Source organism: Bradyrhizobium algeriense, from assembly GCF_036924595.1.
GTDB lineage: Bacteria > Pseudomonadota > Alphaproteobacteria > Rhizobiales > Xanthobacteraceae > Bradyrhizobium > Bradyrhizobium algeriense.
In genome coordinates this window covers 6149069-6173834 of record NZ_JAZHRV010000001.1, presented here as the reverse complement: position 1 = coordinate 6173834, position 24766 = coordinate 6149069, and the positions used below count along the sequence as shown (strand labels likewise).

The window sequence follows — 24766 nt, the reverse complement described above, 5'->3', positions numbered from 1 at the left end:
CTTCACTCCCCCTAACTGGGCCCATTAGACCTGCCGTCCGGTAATCGGATCGTACGTCACCTCCACCGGTACGATCTGATCCGTCGGCAAGATCTCGACCCATTGGTCGACGATCGGAAACTTGTCGTCGTCCGGCATCGAAAAGCCTCCTTGGAGCGGGTTAAAGCCATACTCGAACACCCGATCGACGGGGCGGGCGTGAACGGTGTTGTTGTCGCCGAGGTCATATTCGGTGATCTTCTCCGAGGCCTGGTGCTTCTGTTTGATCCGTTCAGCGAGATCTTGGAGCACTTCAAAGATTGTGAGCTGGTTGTAAGGCGTGCCGTCCAGCGTCACTTCGGAGTCGTCGCCCGAATAGACCGCATCGAGCCCGTTGGCTCCCTCGACCTCAACGCTGGCCAGCCATTTCAGCGCGGTAGCTTCCTGGCCCGGGCGGATCGGGATCACCGCCTTCACCCAGGGCGCGTTGAGGAATGCGTTGCGCATGTTATCGCCATCGAGCTGGAGCAGCCAGCCGAGCGAGCTGCCGAGCCGGGCCGGTTCGGAGTCGTCTGTGATCATGTAATTGTCGCGGCCCACCTCGCGCGTGCCGCCCCAGCCAACCAGCGGGAGCGTGGCTCCGCCGGCGCCCGCTGCTCCCGATGCGAATTCCTGCTGCGAATGGTGTAACCGCGGCCGCCACCATTCTGGTGCAACATAATAGAGCATCTTTTCGACGTCGAAGATCGAATTAATGACTTCTGCCGCGATGTGACGGGTGCGATCGTCGGGCATGCGCAGCTTGTTCATCAACATGTCCTGCACGAGCCGGCGATAGACAACGATCCGCTCTTCCTCGCGTAGGTCGGTCGAAGGGCGGCGCACTATCTTGCTTACGGCTGTGACTCGTTCCCTGACAGCTTCGACGAAGGCCTTTTCGACTTCCGCGCGCATCGCGTTCGTCCGGTTCGTTTCGATCTCCTTTATGCTTGCATCGATCTCTGTGTTGGCATTGGCGTTTGGGACCCAGTGCAACACCATGGGCACGTTGAGCTGGGGCTTACCGTCGAAGCTGACAAGATCGAGGTGGACAGTGAAGGTCGCTTTGCTGGCCGAGCCAGCCTCGCTCTGCAAATTCCGAACGGACAATTGCACGGCATCGGTTGGTCGCAATTCGACCGCGGACAGTTCATGGTTCGGCTTAGCGCAATACACGGTTTGCGGAAAGTCGGCCTGGATACGCTCAAGGCTTCCCCAGGTCTCTTCGTCATTCTCCTCAACCCCGTTGCGATAGACCTCCCCGCGATTGTCGGCCCCGCCGCGGACCGGAAGAAAGGGAATCGTTAGCGCCTTGTCGGTTTCGGCGAACGGTTCATGCCGCGCCGGCAGTTCGGGATCTGGGATCGAATCGAACGACGCGGGCTTGGCGACATGAACTAGTTGCGCGACGCCGAGCTCGCGCCCCGGATCGTCAACATAGCTCTGCCAGGAAAGGAACGAGCCGATATCCTGCACCTGGATCGCCACCTGACGCATCTTGCGGCGTAACTCGTAGTTCTTAAGGTCGTTGCCGGGGTTAGCGAAGACGTGCTTGACGCTCGATGTATCGGTTAACTCCGTTGTCGAGCGGAAGGTCGACTGGTAGTTGGAGCGGATAGAGGCCGCGATTTTGGAAGATTGTTCGCGCGACTGCTTGTGGAGCTCTTCGCGCGAACGTTCCTGTGTGCGCGACATGTCGAAAGTAGCGGTGGCCGAGACCTTCGGATAGGATGCGGTGACAGAGGCGCCGAGGCTCAAGTCGTTGGACGAATCCTCTCGCATCTCGTCCGACAATTCGTCGCGCACCGTGACGGTTTGTTCGCTGGTTCGAATCGTCTCGATCAGCCGCGACAGCAATCGTTCGGTGACTTCCTTACGTGTATGGATTTCATTCAGTTCGACTGTTGCCCCCGGAGCCAGCCATACGTGATGCACCGGTGTACCCAGGAAAGTGTCGAGCTCGAAGAAATATTGACGGTAAAGGTGAATGATCCCGAGCGGGGAAATGACACCGCCCGAAAGCTGATCGCGGTCAGTCGGGTCGACGCCTGGCACAATCCGGTCGCTACCGGCACGAAGATCGTCGAGGCTTTGGCCGATGATCTTCTCGACGTCCGCAAAATAGAAGAGGGAGTTGAGAATACCCGTTTCGTCTTTTGCAACGAGCATGAGCAATGCGGCCGCAAGCCGGGATTCGCTTTCGGCGATACTCCTGACGCGTTCGACAGCCTCTGCATTGCGGGCGCTTCTCTTCAGCACCGCTTCGAGGTTGTTCTCTATCTCCTCGATTATGCTGCTCAATGCATCTTGGTTGATGAAGTCTTTCCATGTTGCTCCGTTTCCGGAGGGAGGCTCGGGCGGCAATCTGCTGGCGATTACAGAAAGCAGCATGCTCGTGCCCTGCATCCGCAAGCGGGACGGGATAACGCCGATCTGGATGTCGAGCAGGTCGCCCGGTGTCCCCGCGGCTGCAGCGGCCATCTCTACCTTGGCCTGAAACTGCTCGGCGAACCGATCGAGCAATTTGCGCCTGTCGCGGGCCGCTCCTGCTTCGAACCTTCCGCTGGACCTGCCACCTTTCCAACCAATCATTGGCTGAAATGTGCCGGTCAGCTCACTCGCATAGGGCAGAACCCCGGCGTAACTCGAGAGATCCAACATTGCTCTTGGGGTTGGCATCACATGGTCCTCCTTAACGGAGACGTCACGTCAGGTCGCCCCAAGGCGGCGAGACTTACGCTCCATGCAGTTCAAGAGCGACGGATAAGGCTCAAGCCGATGCATATAGCGGAAGAGTTAGGTTTATCTCCATCAGAAGATTGTTTCAGTCCTTCACCAAGGTCTTCAAGCAATCGAGATAAAGCTCATAGACTTTTCCCTGCGGCAACGGCTTTGCTATTTCGACCAAAATTGTATGAGTTGCGCGCCCCTCCGTTGATTTCTGTTCGTACCAGCTCTGCATAGAGCCTTGTAGTTTAGCATCAATAGACACTTCGATCCCACGCCGCACGCTGCGACAGCATTCATGAACGTCGAAGTCGGCGCTGCCAGCGCTTGGTTGCCAAGCAGGATCCCGATGGCTATCCCAAGCAAGCCTGTCTGCCTCGGGCATCTTCGAAAGAAACGACGTCTCAGACTTTAAATGTGCGGTCCCTCCGTTCGATCTCCTTCGTATAGGGAACGAACTGAACCTAAGAGTTTTGTATCGATACTGACCGTTAGACCACCAGCACAACTCAGCACGCTATTCATGAACTTCTCAGTGCTTTGCGCGGAGGCGGACAGCACGAGGCAATGTGGCAATATCACTGCGAGTGCAAAGGATAACTGGCGCCATCACTCGCCCTAGTTGCGCATCAATACTGCATCATTTGGTAAGCGGAGCGCAAGCGCGAGGCAGCCCTGCTTGTGGCAGTAAAGCTTACGCATGCGCGTGGGCGCATTTTCTGCTTGTGGCCCATCGCGTCAGTTACTGCGGTGCAGCGACATGTCCGAAGCTGGGGGAAGAACGGAAGTCACCGGCGGAGGGTCAAACCGACGCGATTGACCCACAGCGGAAGTCGGCGCCGCACTCGAGCCGCTCACACCATCGTCATCTCGCGCCTGAGCTGGGGAGCGAAGATGGTCTTCGGTATCAGTGCGTGGACGCCGCGCACGATGTCTACCACCTGGGTCACGCGGAAGCTCACCGCCACGCTGCACAGCGCGTAGGCGTCGAGCTCGCTGATCTTCGCCCGGGTCGCCAGGAACTTGATCGCATTGCGCGCAGCAAGTGCCATCGCCGTGTTCAGGTCCTTGTCGAGCCCGATGACGATCCAATGTGTGTCCGTCTCCGCCACGGGCCAGGCCAGGTTCTTCTGCTTGTGGAGGATGATCTGGATGCGCAGCTCTTTCATCCGCGTCTCCAGCGCTGTGAGCGAAATCTCGCCGTCCCCCTGCACCGCGTGGCTATCACCCGTATAGATGAGGGCGCCCGGCTTCCACACCGGGATGTAGAGCGTCGAGCCCTCGGACAGCTCGCTGAGATCGAGATTGCCCGCGTGCGGGCCCGGCGGCACCGAGCTGGTGACGCCGGGACTCAAGGGCGGGAAATAGCCATCGGGTGGCGCAACGCCCAAGGTGCCTTGGAAGGGCTTCAACGGAATGGTGATGTTGGGCATGAACTTGCCCTTCATGGCGCGCAGGTCGAGATCGACATACTTGATCTGCCCCTGAGCATAGTCCTGCGGCAGCAGGCCGGTCCCCAGCGAGCCCGGGTTGTTGAAGACGGCGCCCCATTCGTAGGGACGGATCCGCTGGTAGCGGATCTCCAACACATCGCCCGGCTCGGCCTTGTTTACGGCGATCGGTCCGATGATCGAATGCGGCCCTCTGCCGGGATTGTCGACCCGCAGCTTCGCCAGCCTGTCGATCGGCACGCCAGGCTGCATTTCATTGAGGAAGTGCGACCAGGTATCGGGAAAGCTGATGACGTCGCCTGAATCGATCGCGAGAATGGGCGCTAGGTTGGCGTCGTACACGCCGAGCTGCACCGTCTCCTTAGTCGACGGGACCACGTGCACGCGGCCTCCACGATCGGATTGGCGCTTTGGCGCCGCGCCGGCCTCCTGCGCCCGCGCCAGCCTCGCAAACCACGGCTCGATCGCGGCGAGCGCACCCATGAAGCTGCTTGCTTGCAGGAACTTGCGCCGCCAATGACCGCGCGCCGACAGATAGCCGTCGAGCGTCTCCTGATCGACCTCGTCCATGTGGAGGAGGGTATCGGACGCGCGATTGTCGAACGCGGCATCCTTGATGTCCTCGCGGATGATGCCCGTGCCCTTCTCGTCGCCGCAGCCAAAGAGATTGGTGCAGGCGTGATGGTGAGGGTGGGCGTTCTCATTTCCGTCGCCGTGGTTCACCGACATGATGACCCCCTAAGCAAACGCCCCGTCCGCCATGGACCGTCTTGCGCGGTAAGTTAACTCTCGCGTCGCCGCGTCAATGGACCGCTACCCGCACTCACTTGCTGTCGGGCAACGCGCGCGATGGAAACGTCACCTCGCCTGTATGGCCAGATCGCGGAGTTATCGCGGGCCTCTCCCAAAGCTCACATCGCTTTGGCGTGCCGAGAGAGATTCAGTACCACATTACCCGCCTATTTGGAACAGTCCGGAATTGGACCAAAACCAGACGGTGTTACAGGACTTAGGTGTGGTTGGCACCGTCGCGAATTAATTTTCGTTTGGCAGGAGAAGCCGCTAGATGATCTCCACGCCAGGATCTTTGCCTGGTACGACAAAATCCGGGTTTGCAGGTGACGGTGAAATACCGCGCTCAACGATGCCAGTGGCTACCAGCCACTCGTTTGCATTGCCGCTTGCAATAATTGCAAGCGCATCCTGGTTGGGAAGCGCCTGCAGTCGAACTATGAGCTCCTTGACGGTCATCGCGATTTCCCCTGACGACAGGCCTTGCAAGCCAGTCGAAAGAAATCGTCGCCTCGATCTCCATCTTATCGAGAAGAGACCGTCGTCCACCAAATCAAATGTTAGGGGGCAAGCTTGGCTAGTAAATTTCCGCAACATGCCACGCCGACCGACGCTGACCAAGTCTGCTTATAAAACTGGATGGGAAGTTGTCGGCTCGTGATCAAACCGACCGGACTGACCTGAATCAGCTCAGAGTGGCCTCGCGGCCGGGCAGCGGGCTGCAAAATCGCTCCAATGGCTCGCATACCCTATTGCGCGACGTAGGCAAGCAGGAGTTCGGCGAGTTCGCGTGGATGGGAGAGCGCAACCAGGTGGCCACCTGGGATTTCGTCAATGGTCTTGCCGAGCCGCTGGTGTGCCACGCGCGCCTGAAAGTCACGCGGAAAGAACCGATCGTCTTTACCAACTACCACGTGAATCGGAACGTCGGGCCACGCTTGGAAGTTCGCGGGCTCGCTGAAGGCGATCTCGGATTCCTGGCGCTCGTGCGCGGCTCCTTCTTTGGCGACATCCTTTGGCACATCATGGAGGAAATACGTGGCGAGATCGAACTCGACGCTGTAGCCACTACGCTTGGCCGCAGCCTTCCGCGCTTCGAGCCATCCAGTGTGATCCCACCACTCACCGGCCGTTTCGCCGGGAAGAGGGATCATCGCGTTCACGAAGGCGAGCATGCGAATCGGCGTCCGAGCGCGAGTGCACACGAGCGCTGCCGTAAATGCGCCCATCGATTGGGCAACGAGTGTCACGTCGTTTCGCTTCCCGATCGAGGCGACGACGAGGTCGGCGTAGGCGTGTAGGCCTGCGTGAGCGTCGTCACCGGGGAGGTCGACGGCAAGCGCCTCGTGACCGGCTTGCTTGAGCAATGGCAGGACGCGATGCCAATACCATGCAGCACCGCCAGCTCCGGGAATTAGAACGAATGTCGTCATCAATGCATTAGCCACCGTCTCACATCCCGTCGGTTCGTCGGTTCGCGGATCGTGACCGCAACGGAACCATAACGATTTAGTCGTTCAGGTCGCCGGTCTTCTTCTCCAAGGTCAACGGTCTCGCTAAAGAGGCTTTCCATGAAGGACATCGTGACAGCCAGGCGAGTTTGCCGCGAACAAGCTGGGCTGCGGCACGTCCCGCCGGTCACGATGGTACTGCACAGTCGCGGGCCGCGGAAGGGTGCATGTCGCCTTCTGGCACCTTTGAGACATGCCGACGCACCCTGCGAATGTCTGCTTATCGGGGTAGATCGGAAGTGGTCAGTGCACCGGCAAATCGCCGCGAATGACCCACCGGATATCGTTGCGTCGCGAGACCCGCACTGCGTGGGGACGTCCTGTTACCCAAAGTGCGGACATCAAGAGCCAACGGTTAAGCTATATCATCCGTGGCTGGAGTCTGCCGCGCGGCTTTTTCTTGTGCGATAATTCCTTCTAGCCGCGAGATGTTCTCCAGCAGGCGCTGGCTGGTCAGCACGAGAAAGTAGTAACCGAATTGCGGATTTTGAAAGTAGATCTCGAGCAGCCTATCATAAGTTATAGTCATCACCTGCCCGTCTTCAATGCATTCGACGGTCGCGGTTCGCCGTTTATTGGGAGTAAGGAAACCAAGCTCGCCCATCAGTCGTCCCGGCGGAAGTTCGACGTCGATTTCCCTGACCAAAAACTTTCCTGTGACCGTCAAGAACATTTCGGTGGCCGCATCATCCTTCTTGAACAATTTATCGCCCCGGCGATATTTGCGCTCGGTCATGAAAGGTTTGAGCCATTCCAATGAGGTATCGCCCTCCGTCGCGATACGTGCCCTCTTGATCAGATTGAGCATTTGACGGAGGCGAATTGCATTGATAGGCAGCAACAGCAGATACAAGATAAAAGTCGCGACGTTTCCTGAAAGCGCGCCAAAGGCGACGAAGAATGTACAGCCGGCCATGTTCGCGACGCGCAGCGGCACCATTGTATGCATCAGCAAGGTAGCGACAAGAAAGATGGCGCCAACCAGAGCGAACATGTTGGCAAGCGTAATGTTGGCTAGCACAATTTCCAGCAGCCGATTGAATAGTGCGTCGTAGGTGATGCTGTTGGGATCGAGGCCCATCTGAACCAGAATCTTTGCGATCCTGAGGTTGTCCGCCGCCGTATCAAGAATGCGGTTTAGTATCGTCGAAAAATCTGCACTGCTCGACTCCATCGGATCTTCCCCCGCGCAAAGCCGTCGGTATTTCGGTCGGATAACGCTTGCTGAGAACGCTGTTCAAAGAACGCAGCGCTTCCGACGAGGTGATCGATTAACCCTTAACGTTTCGCCTGCCATTTGGGCTCCTTCAGGAGCATTCGTTTGGCCTTCTTCTCCGCACGCTTCTTGAGATCGGCCTTAAATCTTATCGATCAAAGTCCGTGTTCCCGGCGTCCAAACTTTGAGAGTCGAGTTCACTTTCGCCTCGACTTCATCGCTTCGTTTTCTTTGCAACCTTCTTAGCGGTCGTTGCTGACTTCTTGACGGTTTTCTTAGCCGCGTTCTTACCAGACTCTTTTGGCGCGTTCTTCGAAGTTGATTTCTTTCGACGAGGAATTACCACAAATGGCGGCATCATAGGGTCGGCTAGTAAACCGTCACCGGCCATCGGCATATAGGTAACGGGTTGTTCGCCCGGCTTCACGGGGTCTGGCTCCATTGCATGTTGCACGGCGTCCGATACCGTGGTTGTTATGTTTTCGACGGCGTCGTTGATCTTATCGACCAACTTCTCGATTACGTTTTTATCCTTGTCGTCGTCCATCGCGCCCTCCAGGAGTGGAATGCGGGCATGACACTGTTGGCCGCCCGTCGGTAGCTAGAAGGCCAAGAATATCAACGGCTCGTCGCCTGGGTTTCCCCATTGGTGCACGAGGCCGTAGGGTTCATAGATCAAAGAACCCGGTCCCCTTGCTTCTGTCTTACCGTCGACCGTGTTGGCCCCGGTGCCGGAGATGATAAAATATAGAGCCGCGCCTGACCGATGGTGTGGAGGGTTGGAGGGCATCCGCGCCGGAAATGTGACTCGCGTGAGATTGAGATCATAACCGCCTGGCTTCAGGTCGGGGATCGGATTCGCTGTGCGATACAATTCTCTCACGGCGGCAGGTGCCGTCTCGGCAGGCCGACCCAAGTCCACGGCGGGCGCGAGGAAGAAGTGGAGGAAAGTCGATGGCCCTCCGCTGCCCGCCGTTAGCGCCGCGGTCTTTCCGCCGGCGATGAACAGCCCCTCTCCGGCGTTGACCATTTTGGCCTCGCCATCGAGCGCGACCTCGGTCGATCCTGACATCTGGTAGAGGATGCCGTTGGCTCCCAAAACGCCGCTCTTCTCATCCGGCTGAAGAGTGACGCTCACTGCTTTGAAATGGAGCGGCACGTCTGTGACGGTCGGCAGTTTGGTTGCGGCGATCACTGTTCGTGTAATTGCCGGTGGAGCGGGGGTGATTTGTGCGGTCCCGGAGGCGGGAAGCGCCATCGCGCCGAGCAACAGTAGTCCGGTTGTCCTGAATTGCATGATTGCCTCCCAGGTTCAGCGGATAATCGCAGCACCATACGCTCTCCCAGCGCTTCTTGGAATGGGAGGCCGCTTCGAGCTGCTATTGGACGGAAACCGGGAGCAAAGGCCGAGCGAAACTGAGTTCGTGGCCGTCGGGGTCAATTAGGTGGAAGAAGCGCTCACCCCATTCGGCATCGCGGGGCACGGTAGCTGGCTGGTATCCCGCTGCGAGCGCACGGTCGTAAAGTGCGTCAACATCGGCAACGTAGAAGATTACCCGCCCCCACCAGGACCAGCGCCGCTCGGCTGGCTGGGCGATGAGGTTAAGAAAGCTCGCCCCTGCTCGAAAGCTGGTGAGGGACGACCCTTCGCCGCCATGCAGGACCTCAAACCCCAGCGCGCCGTAGAACCGGACAGCTCGTGGCATTTCGTGGGTGCCCAGTGTGACCGCGCTGATCCCCTCGATCATGGACAGAACTCTCCTGTTTCATTTCCCCGCGCCACTTGTAGCCGACACTTCTCCACGGGTCAGAACAAAGCCGAGTGCGCGACGTACGGGCTGACCGTCGCCTCATGGATCGACTGGGGCAGGAATAACCGCAATGGACGAAGCCGGTTCATCGGATAACCTAAACGAACGGCGCTCAACAGCTAGTGGCCACGTCGTCGCTTGCGCAAGAGTTGGCGTCGAACAGCCAGCCTGCATCAAGGGTTCAGATCCTCAGTGGTCACTACAACACCGCGGTCAGAGTGCCCCTCCCGCTGCAACTTCGCGCGAGCGAGATGTTCGATCTCGGCTCGGTGCCTTACAAAGATAGCGATGAGTTGTGCATGGCCTGCGTCCCTTCTGCTCATACGCTCTCTGTTCAGAAGGGCAGTCTCCGTTACCCGGCACTTTTCGATTTTGCCGCCGTACTCCACCACGAAATGGACGTAATCGCCGCCAGCAACAACCATGAGAATGGTCCTCAGACGGGGGTAAGACTAACATATGGTGGTTTATCCGGCCTCCTACAAGCGAGGGCTGCATGAGCGCATCAATCTGCCAGCGCCCATCTTCCCTAGACCGCCGCGATAAGCGTTTGGGCAATGGCCAAGCCCGCTCGCGTCGGCATCGGATCAAGCCTGCCGTAGGTCCAATTCGGCCCCGTTCCTTTAGGGAACAGGCGAATTAACGCGCTAAATGCATCGCGTGTGCGGATCCATCGCCAGAAGAAGGCACTCGGCCAAAAGTTCGGCTGCGGATTTATGCGGCATCTCTCCATCAAGGTTCTCCGGCTTCGGGAGTGCTGCGGGGTGCCGTGGCGCGCCTTTTTCTTTGCAGTAATGGGTTGCTCCGGACTTGCCCGGACCGGAATCGCACCAATCTAATAGGCATCGCTTTATATGGAGTAGCAGCGATGGCAGGGCTCAAGACCCCGCGTCAGCTGGCGGACCGGATGCGCGATCATCGCGCGCAGCACCGCGCCCGCGATGGTTTCGTGCGAGAGACCTTCACCCAGCGCCGTGACGACGCCCGCCAAACGGTCAGGGAGTTCCTCGATCACTACCCGAAGCCGGCCTACATGAGCGAGGTCGAGCACTGGCGCGAGCTGCCAGGCGGGGGGATCGAGTTCACGATGAGGCGGCTGCGAACGGCAGTCTGAACGGGAACGACCCCGAAATCAGATAGTCGCATCGTGCATGAAGAGACCTGTGGAAATTGCCGCTGCTGCCGCAGCTCTAGCTTCGGCCGTCGTGACGCTTGCATCCTGCCGGCTTGCATCCTGCCGAATTCGGATCGTTCGTGGTCATGGTGAACCGCCCCGAAACTGCGGGACGATGGCGCCTGAGGCTGGTTGGCTGCGGCCGGCATGACGAAGGAAGCAGCGTTGCTGCTTTTTGACTCAGTCCCTGTCACCGTAAGCACAATCTGCCGGATCAGCTTGGTGTGCGCCCAAGCTCGGATCGAAGCGGAATAGCGTAGAGCAATAGGGGCAGACGATCTCACTGGCATCGCCCATCTTGAGGAAGATGTGTGGGTGATCTTGTGGCGGTTTATCCCCAATGCACTTGAACTCGCGGCAGCCAATGCGGACGATCGGCACCCCGACTTCGTTATGAAACGTCGGATAACTTTCCATCTGCAGTGCGCGGCTTAGGCGCCCGATCGATGATGCGAAGTGCCGTGCATGGATCGTCGAGCGAGGGCTCGATCAGCACCCGGTGAGCGGCGCCCCTCTCGCGTCGTTCGGTTGCCGTAAAACGTACCCATAGCGACACGTCCATCGTCAGTTTCTCCCACCAAGGGAGAGGGTTGGAAGCTAACGCACCTGTAGAGACGCCGGGGTCGCCATCGCCGCGACGGGGTGCTTCACTGCGTTCTGCACCTTCTCGAAGGCGCTCACCTCGATCTGGCGCACGCGCTCGCGCGAGACGCCGAATTCCTCGGCCAGCTCCACAAGCGTGATCTGTTCCTCGGCGAGCCGGCGCGTCTCGAAGATGCGCCGCTCGCGCTTGTTGAGCACGGTGAGCGCATCGGACAGCGTCTTGCGGCGGTTATCGAACTCCTCGCCCGCGGCGAGCGTCGTCTCCTGGTCCGGGGATTCGTCCACCAGCCAGTCTTGCCACTCGCCGGAATCGCCGTCCTCGCGGATCGCAGCGTTGAGCGAGGCGTCGCCGCCGAGCCGCCGGTTCATGCAAATCACGTCCGTTTCGGTGACGCCGATCCGCCGGGCGATGATCTTCACCTGGTCCAGCCGCATATCGCCATCGTCGAGGATGGAGATTTTGCTCTGGGCCTTGCGGAGGTTGAAGAACACCTTCTTCTGGTTGGCCGTGGTGCCCATCTTCACCAGCGACCACGAGCGCAGGATGTATTCCTGGATCGCCGCCTTGATCCACCACACGGCGTACGTGGCGAACCGGAAGCCCTTCTCCGGCTCGAAGCGCTCGACCGCCTGCATCAGGCCGACATTGCCCTCGGAGATCGCCTCGGAGATCGGCAGGCCGTAGCCGCGATGGTCCCTGGCGATCTTGGTCACGAGCCGCAGATGGCTGGTAACCAGCTTGTGCGCCGCGTCGCGATCGCCGTGCTCGCGCCAGCGCTTGGCTAGCATGTATTCTTCCCGGCGTTCCAACATCGGGAACCGCCGGATTTCCTCAAGATAACGGGTGAGGCCGGGTTCGGCTGTAAGGATCGGCAGGGCCGCGTTGCGGGCCATGATCAAGCCCTCAAACTAGTTTCGAAACAAAATTATCTGCATCCAATCGGTTGTCAAGTTAATTTCGAAACGCTATTATATCTCGAAGAGGCAAACATGTCAGCGCGCGAAACGGCAGAGCTCCTGCTGCAGGCGGGACGGCTCGTACAAGCTGAGGGCTATGACGGCGAGCTCAGTCCGGCCCAATGGATGGCGCTCCGCTTCTTCGCCCGTGCCAACCCGTTCTCGCGGACCCCGTCGGCATTCGCGGAATTTCAAGCGACAACCCGCGGCACCGCAACACAAGCCATTAAGGCGCTTGAAGCGGGCGGGTACTTGGTCCGACAGCCATTCAAGACGGACGGGCGAAGCGTAAGTCTGCGACTGACGAGCAAGGGCAAAAAAGCCCTTGCACGCGATCCGTTCGAAGTTCTGGTGCGCGCCGTGGATTCGCTCGACGCGACAGAGCGAACTGCGATGCGCCGCGCCCTGCACCAAGTGTTGTCCACTCTAGCTACGAGTGGGGCGCATCGGCGCTTCGGTGTCTGCCAGGACTGCACGTACTTCGGCAGAGAGATGTGCGGCAACCTGCCGAGCACGGGCCCCTCGGCCGCTGAATGCCTGCTCCTCGGTGTTCCGATTCAGCCAGAGGACGTAGGTCTTCTGTGCGTCCATTTTCAACCAATGAACGAGCACCGCAAGGACGGACACCATGAATGAGTTCACCACTGCGATCTGCTGAAAGGACGCTTAATTGACCTTCGTCGTCAACGAGAGGGCGCAGAGCTTTGGGGTGATCTCTGTCGCTCATGCGCAAATCGCTTTCGGGAAATCTACTCTCTTCACGCGGGCCAATTCGGCGAGATCACAATCCCGCATTTTCTGTTCGCCGAAGTGATCGAATAATTTTAGTTGTTTGCTGCGGTGCATGAGTCTCCGAATCTGGCACGAGACGGACATCGCATCGGCTGTCGCCGATGTCCGTTCTTCGGGGTAGAGCGGAAATCGCTGGGATTTGCGCCGAAGTCCGAAGGTGACTGCGATAAAGCAGACAAGGAACGGAGCTAGCGGGCTTCCGATGATCGTTTGTTCCTGCAACGTCCTAAGCGACACCGAGGTGCGAACTGTCGCCAACACTGCGACGCGCCGAACCACCAGCTATGTCTATAGCTGCCTTGGCTGCAGAGCCCGCTGCGGTCGCTGCGCCCGCAACATCCGAGAAATCATGGACGAGGTTTTTGACGGAGCGAAAGTCGGTCGTGCGGATGGCGGCGCCGTACTCGCTGCGCCCGCGGACAAGCAGCCCTAGGCTTCAATGGTGCCGCCATCCAGTGGCATCGTTCAGACTAAATTTTCTAGAGTCTGAACCATGGCCAAAACAGGAGCGTGGTTATGAAGGGTGATGCAAAGGTCGTCGAATTTCTAAATAAGGCGCTGCGGCATGAATTGACCGCGGTCAACCAATATTGGTTGCACTACCGGCTGCTCGACAATTGGGGTTACAAGGATCTGGCCAAGCAGTGGCGTAAGGAATCGATCGAAGAAATGGAGCACGCTGACAAGCTGGTCATGCGAATCATTTTCCTCGAAGGTTTCCCGAACCTGCAACTGCTCGATCCCCTGCGCATCGGTCAGAACGTCAAAGAGGTGCTTGACTGCGACCTGGCGGCGGAGATTTCCGCCCGCACGCTCGACCAGGAAGCCGCAACGGGTTGAAATTCCGCAGCGCAGGGTCTCCTGCACCACCGAGGTGTGCTATCCTTTCCCTGGAGGACAAGAGGCCGACCAGGTGCGAATGAAACGACGCGCGTTCATCACGCTGCTCGACGGCGCTGCAGCCGCGCCGGATTGGCGTCAATCGCCCTCCCGGAGGGAGATCCGGAATTGAAAAAGCGGCTCGCGGCGTTCCGGCAACGGCTCCGGTCAAACTGAGAAGACGCAGCACCACGACGGCACAGCGAGGAGCCTAGCAAGATGGTCTAGTAGGGGCCTCCATTCAAAGGCACTCGCGCTGAATGACTAGACTCTGCGACACAAGGAGGAAAAAATGAAAATGTTACCTCAAGTCTTGTTTTGGTTGGGACTAATTTCTATCCCGTTCGCATGGGTGGTATGGTACTTTGGGCCACAGCTTGAAGTCCTAAGGCCAGTCCTTGCCAGTATTAGCGATCCTGCTTTAAGAGCGGCTTTGCAAGAAGCCCACGCAGAGCGGTTGGGAATTTGGGTCGGTGTTTGGCCAGTATCACTCCTGGTATTGAGCCAAATCCTGGAAACGAAAATGCGGGGATAAAAACGCCGTCGCCGCTGCTGACGAACGATTGGCTCTCGATTGGTAGAGTTGAACGATCTTCGCGTATGCGCGGCAATATCCCGAGCACTTTGGAATCGAGCGCAATGTAGTTGCGTATACGTCTGCCCCAGCGTTGCGCGAACTCGATCGCTTTCGGAGGAGATGGAGAGCTAGACAAGCCGGTCGCCTTCCTCCACGACGACCTCCATCGCTTTCGTATCGACCATCCGCTCTTCAGCGCCAAGACCAATCGGCGGTTCCCGCCCGTCGCACTGCCCAGGCTCGATACCAGCACTATCTCTTTCCATCGAGCGTGACGCAGTAGAACAGCGCCGATCAGTATCGAGGCAAAAGGAATTGTCATCGATACTATGAAGATCAATGCGATGATCCCGACCGTGAGGAGCAGGTAAGTGCGCTCGGGCATCGCTTCCTGTAGATAAAACTTGCATCGCAGCCTCTAATTACGATGCGAGGACCAAATATTAATACGCCCCCAAGCACCAATAGAATTGACCTGGGTCAAAGTGCACATCGAGTAAAATCACGGCAATCCTACGCACGTCGTTTGCTGCGGTGCATGAGTCCGGAATTGGCACGAAACGGACCAACGGGACCGGTCTGACGATGTCCGTTCTTGAAGGCAAAGCCGACTTCCCGGTGACCCACCCGGACTTCTCAGTTTGACCCAGGCTGTGTAAAAACGGTTTTCCTCCCCCAAAAACCGCACGCAACCGGGAACGATCCGCGTCGACACGACGGTCTGAGCGTATTTTTGCTGTATCGAGTCTGGAGTCAACCCGGGCGCAACCTCGGGCTACGCCGAGCGACCTGAACGGTCACACGATGCGTATAACAGCACGAGTTCTTCACGCCCGGATTGTCACCAGGAGCGGCTTGATGCCGACGATGTTCATTACGCGCGTGAGGTTGTAGGCGAGTACGTTCAGCGCCATTTCGGTCGCGACATTGGGCAACCGCTTCATTAGAAAGTGTGTCGCCCCCATCCGCATCTTCAGCGTGGCGAACGGATGCTCGACGGTTTCGCGGCGCACACGCATGGCTTGCGGGTTCTGATCGAGCCGCATCTGCGCGGCCTCGACGACGTGTTCGTGTTCCCAGCGTTTGATGCGGCGCTCGTTGGACCTTGTGCACTGATCCTTGAACGGGCATGTGCGGCACGCCTTCGTCAAGTAAATCCGCATTTTCTGGCCGTCTTCATCAGCGGTGAAGTGGTGCGCCAGCTTTTCGCCAGCCGGGCAGCGATAGACGTCGTCCTTGGCCAAATAAACAAAATCAGGTTTCCCAAAGCGGCCTGCCGACTTGGCTCCCGAGGTTTGCGCTTGGGTAGCGTCACCGCGACCCCGGCCTGTTCGCATACCAGGAGTTCCTCACCTTTAAAGTAGCCCCGATCCGCAACGACGTCCAAATGATCGCTGCGCAGTGCGGCTTTCGCCGCCTGCGCCATCGCCGCCAGTTGCGATCTATCGGTGCCGACGTTGGTGACCTCGTGCGCGACAATCAGATGGTTCGTGGTGTCGACCGCACTTTGTACGTTGTAGGCGACCATGCCGGAGCCGCGCCCGCTCGTTGCCATCGAGCGGCAATCGGGATCGGTCATCGATATCTGCTTGTCGGGCGAGGCGAGCAATGCCTTTTCAATCGCGGCCAGCCGTTTCACTTCTTCTTCGAGCTTCGCCAGCTTTTCCCTAAGCCGCGTCTTGGTCAGCAGCACCGTTTCCGACGGCTCTTCTCCTGCGGCAGTCTGGCGGTCGGCGGTGTCCAGTTGACTCATGTAGCGCGCCACGCTCTCTTCGATCTGCTTCTGGCGGCGCTGGATCTTGCCTTGCGTAAAGTTGTTGTCGCGACTGTTCACGGCCTTGAACTTGCTGCCGTCGATGGCAACGCTGGCCTTCGTCAGCAGGCCCATCTTGCGGCACAACTCGACGAATTGCGCGCAAACCTTCTTGATCGCTGCGCCATTGTCCTTGCGGAAGTCGGCGATGGTTTTGTGATCCGGCGCGAGCCGTCCGGTCAGCCACATCACCTCGAGATTGCGGCGAGCCTCGCGCTCCAGCCGCCGGCTCGATTGCACCCGGTTGAGATAGCCGTAAATGTAAAGCTTGAGCATCGGCGAAGGATGGTACGCCGGCCGGCCGGTCGCTGCAGGATCAACGCCATCGAACCCGAGGTCGCGCAGTTCCAACGCATCCACGAACACATCGACCGCGCGAATAGAATTGCCCTCGTCGACCCAATCATCGAGGCATTCCGGCAACAGCGTCGTCTGCTGGCGATCCGCCCCTTGAACGAAACCCCGCATCACTTCCCCCGCCGATTCAGCAAGAGAATCATAGCATCGACGGGGTTTTCACACAGCCTGGACCCATAGCGGAAATCATAAGACGGATTAGTTAAGTTGCGACTGTGGCTCCTGAAAGAGAACAAGTATGCGCCCGATCCTTTCCATTCTTCCTCGACTTGTCGCCGCCTGGATGTTGGTATTCAACTCGGCCGCAGCGGTGCTTGCACAGGATCGCACGGAGACACGTCGCGAGTGGGGCACGCTAGCCAATGGACGAACTGAGTTTGAAGTTTCGGACCCCGCTTTGGTGCCCGGCACCCTTGCCCTTGCGGCCGAACAATCAGGCTGTCGCTACAAAGATTACATCAAAGAGCGTCCAGCTCGTTTCATACGCCCGGAAGGCCGCCGTCTTGCTATCGTGTTCTGCGCCGCAATCGTTGGCTCACATCAGGTGTTCGACGTTTCAAACGTGCTGAGGCCAACGCCGGTGGAATTCCCGATTATCGTGCACCCGGACGGCTTTGGTACAACAGCCAGGCCGGGTGTGATCACATGGGAAAAGGAAGCCAAAGTCTTTCAGGCTGAAAGTGGCTCGGACACTTCGCCCGCGCGGCTCCGGCACATCTATCGACTAGACCGCGGGACCGGAAGCTTCGTGGTCGTTCGCGTTGAATTCACGCCGCACGGCGGCATCAAGGACGGATGGACAACGATTTGGGACGCGCCCATCTGGTCTTTCCCCGGGATGCCGAACTAAGCGGCAGGTCCATAAACAATCGGGCAGGGCCTGCTGTTGGCACCTTTGAGACATGCCGACCGGCTCCTGCATTGTCGCTTGTTGCGGAAGACCGGAAGTGACCGGTGCACGGTCAAAGTGACGCGAATGACCCCGTAGCGGAAGTTGCGCAATGACTGTTTACATCTATAGTATCAGCCATGAACACTGCAACCGTCACAGCAAAGAGCCTCGTTCGCGTATGGCTCATCTGTTTGTCCTTTTGCTTCGTCACCTGCACCAGTGCATCTGCCTGCTTCAACCAGGCAGCCAGTATCCTATTCGAGCATGTTCCGTCCGACGTTGATGCGCCTGTGATTGTTGAGGCGACGATCTATGACCCCAAAAGGAATGTTAGCGACGCCATGGGGCGTCTGTGGGTCATAATGAAAGCGCGCGTTGATAGGGTGATCAAAGGCCCCATCGATGTTGGCCCACTGACGATAATCTTTATTCCGACTGCCTGCACCCATACTGATGTCGGGCGAGGGATCGTTCTGGGAGCGCTTCGTGATGATCCGCAGCACGGGCATGTGCTAGACGCTAGTCATTATCAAAGATCCGACCCGATGAAGTGGTCGAAAGAATTTTCCCAAATGCAAGCTGACATTTGGATCGCTTTGAAGAGTGATAAGTAAATGACAAACGGTCGACGCGTTGTCTTTGCGCTCATGATCGCGACCAGCCTGATCTGCGGCAGCGTCTATTGTTTGGCATTGTGGGCCAGTTACGGATTGGCGGAGAAATCCCGGCAGGTTAGGGCCAACTTCCGTGAGTGGCCGCCGTGTCCAAGCTACCCAGACCCTAGACTAAATTGTTCCGATAAAGCGGACAAAGCTGAAGCCGATAAACCCTAGTTCTGCAATTGGCACGAACCGGACCAACGAGACCGGTCTGTTGATGTCCGTTGTTCGAGGTAGGCCGGAAATGGCAGGCAGAGGTCAAACGACGCAATTGACCCTAAGCGGTCCTCTGCGCCTTCCGTCAATCGAGCGCCGAGGCGATGCCCTACAATCCACTAAGGCCCGCAAGGGCGCTCCCCCAAATGGTTTGGGAACCGGGCCCGACATAGGCGGCTGGGCGCTCGAGGTCACTCGCACGCTCAATTTTATATGGCCGCCGCTCATTGACTGCCCTAATGTTACGAACCTTTGGCGCGTCGTTGGAACGCGTGTCGATCGCGGCGCGCAGGGCTTTTAGTCAACCATGCCAGGGAGGACTTCCATGAAAAAGCTTCTTATCTTGGTCGGCTTGATCGCGTTGGCGAGTTCGGCATTGGCGCAAGGTGCCATGATGGGGATCGTGGTGAAGCCCGATGCGCTGACTTGGAAGGACAGCCCGACCCTACCGAAGGGTGCGCAATTCACGACCATTCTGGGCGATCCGGCAAAAGCTGAGATGGTCGTCCAACGCGTTAAGTTTCCACCTAACTATCAAATTCCGCCACACACTCATCCCTTTGTCGAGGTTGCCACCGTGATCAGCGGTACCTTCGGGACCGGCGAGGGTGAAAAGTTAGAAAAGAAAAGCGAGATGTTGAAGGCGGGTTCGTTGTATACGCACCCGGCGAACCACCCACATTACGCTTGGACAGGGAACGAGGAGGCGATCATCCAAATTCAGTATCTCGGGCCAGCAGGCATCGACTACATCAACCCGGCTGACGACCCGCGCAAGAAGACGCAGTGAAATAAACACGCCAACGGGAGAGCCTGGCTTAACGGCCGGGCTTTTTCTGGCCCGACTGACAGCACGTAATGGCGCATGTGAGACATCCCGGCGTACAATAACGATGTCTGTTTATAGGGGTAGACCAGAAGTCATCGGTGCGCGGCAAAACCGACGCGAATGATGTGGTGGACGACGCCCGCTCCCGGCATCGAATGTGCCAAAGGGTGATCGTTCAACAACGAATCACTGGAGGGGGTCGTCCACATGCAGGTTAGCACCATCGGCGTTGATCTCGCCAAGAACGTGTTCCAAGTGCACGGCGTGGATAGTGCGGGCAAGGTCGTCATCACTCGTCAGTTGCGGCGCAAGCAGGTCATTGACTTCTTTAGCAAGATTCCCCCTTGCCTGGTCGGCATGGAAGCCTGCGGAACCGCTCATCATTGGGCACGTGAAGTCTCCAAGCTCGGTCACACCGTGCGTCTGATGCCGCCGAGCTACGTGAAGGGCTATGTCAAACGGTCGAAAAACGATGCTGCCGACGCAGCCGCCATCTGTGAGGCCGTGACACGCCCATCAATGCGGTTCGTGCCGATCAAGTCGGCCGATCAGCAAGCCTTGCTGATGTTGCATCGAACGCGGGATCTTTTAATCCGTCAGCGCACGCAGCTGATCAATGCGCTGCGAGCCCACCTTGCCGAGTTCGGCCTCATTGCGGAGACGGGGCGCGAAGGTCTCGCGCAGCTCGCCGCGATCATCACGGACGAAAGTAACCGCGAAGCTCTTCCATCTGCGATGAAACAGGCGCTGCAGGCCATCGTCGATCAACTCGCTGCTCTGGAATTGCAAATCGGGACTCTGGATCGCGCCATTCACGCCCATCATCGTGCCAATGATATGAGCTGCCGCCTCGAGACCGTGCCCGGGATTGGCGTGATCGGGGCCACGGCCATTGCTTCTACTGTCACAGACCCGAGTGACTTCAAATCCGGTCGGGATTTTGCGGCATGGATCGGACTTGTTCCGCGGCAGCATTCGACGGGGGGCAAGGAGCGGCTCGGCGGCATCTCCAAGCAGGGAGATCGCTATCTCCGACGGTTGCTCGTCATCGGTGCAACAGCTGTTGTTCGACACGCCCGGCAGCATCCGCAAAAGCACCCCTGGGTCATGAGGCTGCTGGCCAAGAAGCCGGCCAAGCTCGTCGCCGTTGCCGTTGCCAACAAGATGGCGCGCATCGCTTGGGCGATCATGGCCAAGGGAGGATACTATCGAGCGCCGGAGCTTGCTGCAGCCGCCTAAAGAGGCTTGGCAATGGGAGCGTGAGGCGACGACGGAGCAAGACAACCGAATTGCGAGGGTGATGATGGCGTGATGCGAAACGGTCGAGCCGTCGATTGGGACAACCCGCTTCTGGGTCATGGGCGTCAAAGCCCGTGCGAATGATTGGGACCCGATCCGCGGACTACATCAGGGCCAGCGGTCATGGTGCCGCGCAAACAGGCCGGACACATGACTTGCACCCGACCGCAAGCCGAACGTCAGATTCTTCTTGCAACGCGGGCGTCGTCCACACATGACCCGTTTCGGACATGAGCATAGCCGGACATCGGCCCACAATCCTGCTATATAACCATTCAATTTCCCCGAGCCCGGGGGTCGATCTTGAGCAGCGAGCACGTAGAGCGGCGACTGGCGGCTATTCTGGCGGCGGATGTCGCGGGCTCTTGCCGCTTAATAGGGATCGACGAAGAAGGCACGCTGGCGCAACTGAAAGCTCTCAGAAAGACGCTTTTCGATCCCAAAATCGCTGAGCATCACGGACGCATCGTCAAGAATACCGGGGACGGCGCTCTCGTTGAGTTCGCCAGCGTGGTCGATGCCGTCCGATGCGCCGACGAAATCCAGCGCAGCATGGCGGAGCAAAATACCGATGTGCCGCAGGACATGCGGATCGAATTTCGCATCGGCATTCACGTCGGTGATATTATCATCGCAGACGATGATATCTTTGGTGACGGGGTCAATATTGCGGTGCGTCTCGAAGGGATCGCAGAACCTGGCGGCGTCAGCATTTCAGACGATGCTCATCGGCAAATTCGGGGCAAGATCGGTATCGATTATGACGATATGGGTCCGCAGGTATTGAAGAATATCGCCGAGCCAATGCGCGTCTGGCGCGTGCGCATCGGCCCAAACTTTTCGCCGGCAATGCTAACAAAGCCACCGATCGAGACTGCCCTGCCGCTCGCTCTCCCCGACAAACCCTCCATCGCTGTTCTGCCATTCACCAACATGAGCGGTGATCCGGAACAGGACTACTTCGCTGATGGAATGGTCGATGACATCATCACGGCGCTATCTCATTTCAAGGCGCTGTTCGTCATCGCCCGCAACTCGAGTTTCACATACAAGGGGCGCGCCGTCGATGTGAAGCAGGTCGGGCGCGAGCTTGGGGTGCGCTACGTGCTGGAAGGCAGCGTCCGGAAAGCAGCCAACCGAGTGCGCATCACGGGACAGCTCGTCGATACCGCCACTGGGGCACATCTTTGGGCAGATCGGTTTGATGGTGGGCTTGATGACATCTTCGATCTGCAGGACAAGGTCACCGCGAGCGTGGTGGGTGCGATTGCACCGAAGCTGGAGCAAGCCGAGATCGAGCGCGCCAAGCGCAAGCCGACGGAGAGCCTCGACGCCTACGACTACTATCTGCGTGGGATCGCGAGCGTCCACCTCTGGACCAAGGAGGCCAATGCTGAGGCGCTGCGGCTGTTCTACCGGGCTTCTGAACTGGACCCCGATTTTGCCACCGCCTATGGCATGGCGGCGTGGTGCTACGTCTGGCGCAAGTTGAATGGCTGGATGATGGAACCCGCGCAAGACATTGCCGAGACGAAACGCCTCGCAGAGCGGGCGGCGGCGCTGGGCAGGGACGACGCGGTCGCGCTATCTTACGGCGGATGTGCGCTTGCCTACGTCGCCAATGATGCTGAAGGAGGCGCCGCGTTGGTCGATCGGGCGCTCGTCCTCAATCCGAACCTGGCGGCTGCGTGGACCGCCAGCGGCTGGGTGAGAACCTCGCTCGGCGAAACGGACACGGTGATCGAGCACATGGCCCATGCTATGCGCCTAAGCCCGCTCGACCCCCTCATGTTCTCGATGCAGGCCGTGACCGCAATTGGTCATTTTTTCGCTGGTCGCTATAGCGACGCGGCATTATGGGCGGAAAAGGCAGTCCGGGAACAGCCGAGTCTCATCACCTTACGGGTGGCAGCGGCAAGCTACGCTTCGGCCGGGCGCTCCGAGGACGCGCATCAGGCCATTGCGCGCGCGCTTCAATTCGATCCAGACATGTGCGTTTCCAATCTCAAGGATCGCCTCATGCAATTTCGACCAGAACATTTCGCCAAATACGCGGACGCCTTGCGCAAGGCGGGGTTGCCGGAGTAATTGCCGCGTTTGAGGGCTGACCGTCGCTAGCCCCGCCGACGAGGAAATCGAGCAGGTTTGCCTGTGAGTCCGTTGTTGGCACGAAACGGACATAGCACCCCCCGTCCTCGAACGTCTGTTATCGGGGGACGAACGGACCTAGCTCAGACGCCTGCAAACGGCCAAGTATCGCACGGAGAGGACGTTCTACCTTTGCACTTGCCAGAACTACAGCAATGGGACGGTCACCGGTGCGCCGGCCAGGCTGCAATCTGCTTACGCTAACGTTCGCTGTCATGGTGTGATCACGCGGAAGCAGCAGCGATCTTGTGTGGATCGATATCGAAACCAGCGCTCTGAAGTCGCTGCGCCAATTTAGGAGTGATTTCGCGAACGTGGTCGTTGAACTCAATATACAAAATGCCCCCAGCATCCGAGGGAAGCTCTAAAGCTCCCTTCTTCAGGATGACCATGCGGCTTCGTCCGAGCGCTGCCATGATCATCCCCATCTCAAGTATCACGTTCTGTCGGGCACGCGGCTGTCGATCTGCGTCCGTGCCCGTCTTGACGTACCCGTAGTCGTCAGGAGTGAGCAAAATGATGCCGAACGCCGCCTCTTGGTAGATGTGCTGCTCTAGCGCCTCGATGATGGTTTTGCTGCCGCCATCCGAGTTCTGCAAAATGAACGGCTGAAGGCCGAGGCGCATCAGCACGAGTTCAAGTTGATCGCGAGCATCGCGGTCATGGCCATGCACTACAAAAATCTTCGCATTTGCCGTGGGCGCGACAGCAATGACCGGTGCAGGTGCACCCAAAGCCGTAGCGAGTTTATCTCGAAACACATCTTGGTTTTTGCCTTGGAACTGAAGTGTTCCTTTTGTGGGCCACCAATTCAATACCTCTCCGGTTTTTGCTCTGAAGGCCTGCAAACCGTTCGTGGGAGCGGCGGTCCATTCCCCATTCGGGTGACATGCGGCCACCGCTGCCTTCAACTCATCGAGCGAACCGTGAAATTGTTTCATGCCATTCTCCGCGCCATTCTGTCCCAATCATATTGTATTGATTTAGCAGACTGGCGCTGCACGACCAAGTTGCGCAAAGCTAAGGAATGAAACCTTGTTACCGTTGGTTTGGTATCCAGTCGGTCCCACCGGGTTAATTTCCCCACGAGTAGCCGTCATCGAGCGCCGGATAATTTGCAATACCATCACGCTTGTGCCGATCGACCACGTAGCGCGCTACTTCCGCCGTGGGGAAGGTTACTTCTTCGCCGTCGCGAAGCAGTTTTTCCGTACAGCGAGTGGCAACCCATTGTCCGTCTTCTTGCTGCTTTACTTCAAACACCCCATAAAAAGACCATTTGGAATAGACCGTACACATTACGTACCCAGCGTCCCCACCAAATTGGCCGTCTCTTCTGCGCACCCACTTCGGAAGGTGCTTCAAATAGTAATAGCTAAGTTTAGGCAACGCCTCTTGGATGGATTTGACAACGCCGATCTGATCGCGCTCGTTAATTTCCGTCAGATCGCGATGCACACTAAACCCCCGGCCGTTTTCCAGAGGGGTAACATAGCCTGCAGACTGACCCGTCTCCACGTGAATGAAATTGTTGCCTTCCTGTCGAAGCTCATATCTCATTGGATCATCCCCTGTAGGTTAGGACCGGCTCTACCGGCGTTGCTCGTCGTTGGGGACGACTTTATTGTGCGAACAGGGCGTGCCCAGCCGCGTGTGACGGTGTTTCCTGCCCGGCCGCCCGGCATGAGCCGCCGCGACTTGATCGGAATGAAATGAAGGTCGCGCATGATGGCAGCAAGGCGGCGTGCGTTGCCCGTCGAAGCCGGCACGCGAACAGCGTCGAGCAGCGCAGCGGTGGAAATGGCATCCTTACCGCGCACTTCGGCTTCCACCTTTTTACGCCAGGGGTCCTGATACTGCGCATCAAGCTCCGCGCACGCTTCTTCTAGTCTCTTGAGTAGTGACATTTGCACCTCCTGCCGCGGAAATCGGCCACCCACTTCGTGGTCGATCCGCCACATGTTCCGGAACCCAGTAATCTGGTGCGAAATGGTAAACCCGGGGCAAACGCCGCTGGGGCCGCCTCAAGATTTCAAGGTGGGACG

Annotated in this window: 21 protein-coding genes and 2 pseudogenes; 8 read left to right on the top strand and 15 right to left on the bottom strand. The window is 58.3% G+C overall.

Annotated features, from left to right (window positions below; translation table 11 throughout):
• Nucleotides 1-24 precede the first annotated feature (24 nt).
• From V1286_RS29790 to V1286_RS29750, 9 genes are all read right to left on the bottom strand, one after another.
• Nucleotides 25-2697, bottom strand: coding sequence for a hypothetical protein (locus tag V1286_RS29790; RefSeq protein ID WP_334485688.1), 2673 nt, complete (start codon nt 2695-2697; stop codon nt 25-27).
• Between the two features lie 902 nt (nt 2698-3599).
• The gene (locus V1286_RS29785; RefSeq protein ID WP_334485686.1) at nt 3600-4925 is read right to left on the bottom strand and encodes an acetamidase/formamidase family protein; all 1326 of its coding nucleotides are present in this window, start codon (nt 4923-4925) and stop codon (nt 3600-3602) included.
• Between the two features lie 333 nt (nt 4926-5258).
• Entirely contained in the window at nt 5259-5447 is a 189-nt protein-coding gene (locus tag V1286_RS29780; RefSeq protein WP_334485684.1) for a hypothetical protein, read from the bottom strand.
• A 290-nt stretch (nt 5448-5737) separates the two neighbouring features.
• Nucleotides 5738-6421: an alpha/beta fold hydrolase gene (locus V1286_RS29775; protein WP_334485682.1), complete on the bottom strand. Its 684-nt coding sequence runs from the start codon at nt 6419-6421 to the stop codon at nt 5738-5740.
• A gap of 433 nt (nt 6422-6854) precedes the next feature.
• A complete protein-coding gene (locus V1286_RS29770) occupies nt 6855-7673 on the bottom strand; it encodes a Crp/Fnr family transcriptional regulator (RefSeq protein ID WP_334485680.1) in 819 nt (272 codons plus the stop codon).
• A gap of 256 nt (nt 7674-7929) precedes the next feature.
• Nucleotides 7930-8262 (bottom strand): hypothetical protein, encoded by a 333-nt coding sequence (locus V1286_RS29765; protein WP_334483926.1) that lies wholly within the window; start codon nt 8260-8262, stop codon nt 7930-7932.
• Nucleotides 8263-8316: 54 nt separating this feature from the next.
• Nucleotides 8317-9012, bottom strand: coding sequence for a cupin domain-containing protein (locus V1286_RS29760; RefSeq protein ID WP_334485678.1), 696 nt, complete (start codon nt 9010-9012; stop codon nt 8317-8319).
• 82 nt (nt 9013-9094) lie between these two features.
• Nucleotides 9095-9463 carry a VOC family protein gene (locus tag V1286_RS29755; protein ID WP_057902424.1) on the bottom strand — a complete coding sequence of 123 codons (369 nt, stop codon included), beginning with the start codon at nt 9461-9463 and terminating at the stop codon, nt 9095-9097.
• Nucleotides 9464-9699: 236 nt separating this feature from the next.
• Nucleotides 9700-9951 (bottom strand): DUF1488 family protein, encoded by a 252-nt coding sequence (locus V1286_RS29750; protein WP_057902425.1) that lies wholly within the window; start codon nt 9949-9951, stop codon nt 9700-9702.
• A 443-nt stretch (nt 9952-10394) separates the two neighbouring features.
• Between V1286_RS29750 and V1286_RS29745 the strand changes: the two genes are divergently transcribed.
• Nucleotides 10395-10640: a hypothetical protein gene (locus tag V1286_RS29745; protein WP_334483915.1), complete on the top strand. Its 246-nt coding sequence runs from the start codon at nt 10395-10397 to the stop codon at nt 10638-10640.
• A 240-nt stretch (nt 10641-10880) separates the two neighbouring features.
• Here V1286_RS29745 and V1286_RS29740 read toward each other — a convergent pair whose 3' ends face one another.
• Both V1286_RS29740 and rpoH read right to left on the bottom strand, forming a co-directional pair.
• On the bottom strand, nt 10881-11117 hold the full coding sequence (locus V1286_RS29740) for a zinc-finger domain-containing protein (RefSeq protein ID WP_334485676.1): 237 nt from the start codon (nt 11115-11117) through the stop codon (nt 10881-10883).
• Between the two features lie 180 nt (nt 11118-11297).
• Nucleotides 11298-12197 (bottom strand): RNA polymerase sigma factor RpoH, encoded by a 900-nt coding sequence (gene rpoH, locus V1286_RS29735; protein WP_334485674.1) that lies wholly within the window; start codon nt 12195-12197, stop codon nt 11298-11300.
• A gap of 96 nt (nt 12198-12293) precedes the next feature.
• Here rpoH and V1286_RS29730 point away from each other — a divergent pair, with 96 nt between their 5' ends.
• Nucleotides 12294-12896, top strand: coding sequence for a MarR family winged helix-turn-helix transcriptional regulator (locus tag V1286_RS29730; RefSeq protein WP_057852598.1), 603 nt, complete (start codon nt 12294-12296; stop codon nt 12894-12896).
• A 672-nt stretch (nt 12897-13568) separates the two neighbouring features.
• Nucleotides 13569-13886 (top strand): annotated as a pseudogene (bfr, locus tag V1286_RS29725) (bacterioferritin); the annotation flags it as partial.
• Nucleotides 13887-15335: 1449 nt separating this feature from the next.
• On the opposite strand, the pseudogene V1286_RS29720 reads toward bfr, so the two are convergent.
• Nucleotides 15336-16789, bottom strand: a pseudogene (locus tag V1286_RS29720) (IS1182 family transposase).
• Between the two features lie 127 nt (nt 16790-16916).
• Here V1286_RS29720 and V1286_RS29715 point away from each other — a divergent pair.
• The 5 genes from V1286_RS29715 to V1286_RS29695 all read left to right on the top strand — a co-directional run bounded on the left by V1286_RS29715 (nt 16917) and on the right by V1286_RS29695 (nt 22661).
• Nucleotides 16917-17528, top strand: a complete 612-nt coding sequence (locus V1286_RS29715) for a hypothetical protein (RefSeq protein WP_334485671.1) — start codon at nt 16917-16919, stop codon at nt 17526-17528.
• Nucleotides 17529-17707: 179 nt separating this feature from the next.
• Nucleotides 17708-18184: a hypothetical protein gene (locus V1286_RS29710; protein ID WP_334485669.1), complete on the top strand. Its 477-nt coding sequence runs from the start codon at nt 17708-17710 to the stop codon at nt 18182-18184.
• 586 nt (nt 18185-18770) lie between these two features.
• Nucleotides 18771-19235, top strand: coding sequence for a cupin domain-containing protein (locus tag V1286_RS29705; RefSeq protein ID WP_334485667.1), 465 nt, complete (start codon nt 18771-18773; stop codon nt 19233-19235).
• Nucleotides 19236-19481: 246 nt separating this feature from the next.
• Nucleotides 19482-20513: an IS110 family RNA-guided transposase gene (locus tag V1286_RS29700; RefSeq protein ID WP_334485665.1), complete on the top strand. Its 1032-nt coding sequence runs from the start codon at nt 19482-19484 to the stop codon at nt 20511-20513.
• A 363-nt stretch (nt 20514-20876) separates the two neighbouring features.
• Nucleotides 20877-22661 carry an adenylate/guanylate cyclase domain-containing protein gene (locus tag V1286_RS29695; protein WP_334485663.1) on the top strand — a complete coding sequence of 595 codons (1785 nt, stop codon included), beginning with the start codon at nt 20877-20879 and terminating at the stop codon, nt 22659-22661.
• Nucleotides 22662-22945: 284 nt separating this feature from the next.
• Here the strand turns inward: V1286_RS29695 and V1286_RS29690 are convergent, their stop codons facing one another.
• From V1286_RS29690 to V1286_RS29680, 3 genes are all read right to left on the bottom strand, one after another.
• Nucleotides 22946-23662: a TIR domain-containing protein gene (locus V1286_RS29690; protein ID WP_334485661.1), complete on the bottom strand. Its 717-nt coding sequence runs from the start codon at nt 23660-23662 to the stop codon at nt 22946-22948.
• A 133-nt stretch (nt 23663-23795) separates the two neighbouring features.
• Nucleotides 23796-24281: a hypothetical protein gene (locus V1286_RS29685; protein WP_334485659.1), complete on the bottom strand. Its 486-nt coding sequence runs from the start codon at nt 24279-24281 to the stop codon at nt 23796-23798.
• Nucleotides 24278-24628, bottom strand: coding sequence for a hypothetical protein (locus tag V1286_RS29680; RefSeq protein WP_334485657.1), 351 nt, complete (start codon nt 24626-24628; stop codon nt 24278-24280). The genes V1286_RS29685 and V1286_RS29680 overlap by 4 nt, the downstream gene beginning before the upstream one ends.
• Between the last annotated feature and the right edge of the window lie 138 nt (nt 24629-24766).

What these genes read in the sequence shown, in the direction of transcription:
- V1286_RS29775 (WP_334485682.1), bottom strand. Translation starts at nt 6,421, where the DNA reads ATGACGACATTCGTTCTAATTCCCGGAGCTGGCGGTGCTGCATGGTAT.
- V1286_RS29750 (WP_057902425.1), bottom strand. Translation starts at nt 9,951, where the DNA reads ATGGTTGTTGCTGGCGGCGATTACGTCCATTTCGTGGTGGAGTACGGC.
- V1286_RS29680 (WP_334485657.1), bottom strand. Translation starts at nt 24,628, where the DNA reads ATGTCACTACTCAAGAGACTAGAAGAAGCGTGCGCGGAGCTTGATGCG.
- V1286_RS29745 (WP_334483915.1), top strand. Translation starts at nt 10,395, where the DNA reads ATGGCAGGGCTCAAGACCCCGCGTCAGCTGGCGGACCGGATGCGCGAT.
- V1286_RS29755 (WP_057902424.1), bottom strand. Translation starts at nt 9,463, where the DNA reads ATGATCGAGGGGATCAGCGCGGTCACACTGGGCACCCACGAAATGCCA.
- V1286_RS29685 (WP_334485659.1), bottom strand. Translation starts at nt 24,281, where the DNA reads ATGAGATATGAGCTTCGACAGGAAGGCAACAATTTCATTCACGTGGAG.
- V1286_RS29715 (WP_334485671.1), top strand. Translation starts at nt 16,917, where the DNA reads ATGCGCCCGATCCTTTCCATTCTTCCTCGACTTGTCGCCGCCTGGATG.
- rpoH (WP_334485674.1), bottom strand. Translation starts at nt 12,197, where the DNA reads ATGGCCCGCAACGCGGCCCTGCCGATCCTTACAGCCGAACCCGGCCTC.
- V1286_RS29705 (WP_334485667.1), top strand. Translation starts at nt 18,771, where the DNA reads ATGAAAAAGCTTCTTATCTTGGTCGGCTTGATCGCGTTGGCGAGTTCG.
- V1286_RS29780 (WP_334485684.1), bottom strand. Translation starts at nt 5,447, where the DNA reads ATGACCGTCAAGGAGCTCATAGTTCGACTGCAGGCGCTTCCCAACCAG.
- V1286_RS29690 (WP_334485661.1), bottom strand. Translation starts at nt 23,662, where the DNA reads ATGAAACAATTTCACGGTTCGCTCGATGAGTTGAAGGCAGCGGTGGCC.
- V1286_RS29790 (WP_334485688.1), bottom strand. Translation starts at nt 2,697, where the DNA reads ATGCCAACCCCAAGAGCAATGTTGGATCTCTCGAGTTACGCCGGGGTT.
- V1286_RS29700 (WP_334485665.1), top strand. Translation starts at nt 19,482, where the DNA reads ATGCAGGTTAGCACCATCGGCGTTGATCTCGCCAAGAACGTGTTCCAA.
- V1286_RS29765 (WP_334483926.1), bottom strand. Translation starts at nt 8,262, where the DNA reads ATGGACGACGACAAGGATAAAAACGTAATCGAGAAGTTGGTCGATAAG.
- V1286_RS29760 (WP_334485678.1), bottom strand. Translation starts at nt 9,012, where the DNA reads ATGCAATTCAGGACAACCGGACTACTGTTGCTCGGCGCGATGGCGCTT.
- V1286_RS29740 (WP_334485676.1), bottom strand. Translation starts at nt 11,117, where the DNA reads ATGGAAAGTTATCCGACGTTTCATAACGAAGTCGGGGTGCCGATCGTC.
- V1286_RS29710 (WP_334485669.1), top strand. Translation starts at nt 17,708, where the DNA reads ATGAACACTGCAACCGTCACAGCAAAGAGCCTCGTTCGCGTATGGCTC.
- V1286_RS29770 (WP_334485680.1), bottom strand. Translation starts at nt 7,673, where the DNA reads ATGGAGTCGAGCAGTGCAGATTTTTCGACGATACTAAACCGCATTCTT.
- V1286_RS29785 (WP_334485686.1), bottom strand. Translation starts at nt 4,925, where the DNA reads ATGTCGGTGAACCACGGCGACGGAAATGAGAACGCCCACCCTCACCAT.
- V1286_RS29730 (WP_057852598.1), top strand. Translation starts at nt 12,294, where the DNA reads ATGTCAGCGCGCGAAACGGCAGAGCTCCTGCTGCAGGCGGGACGGCTC.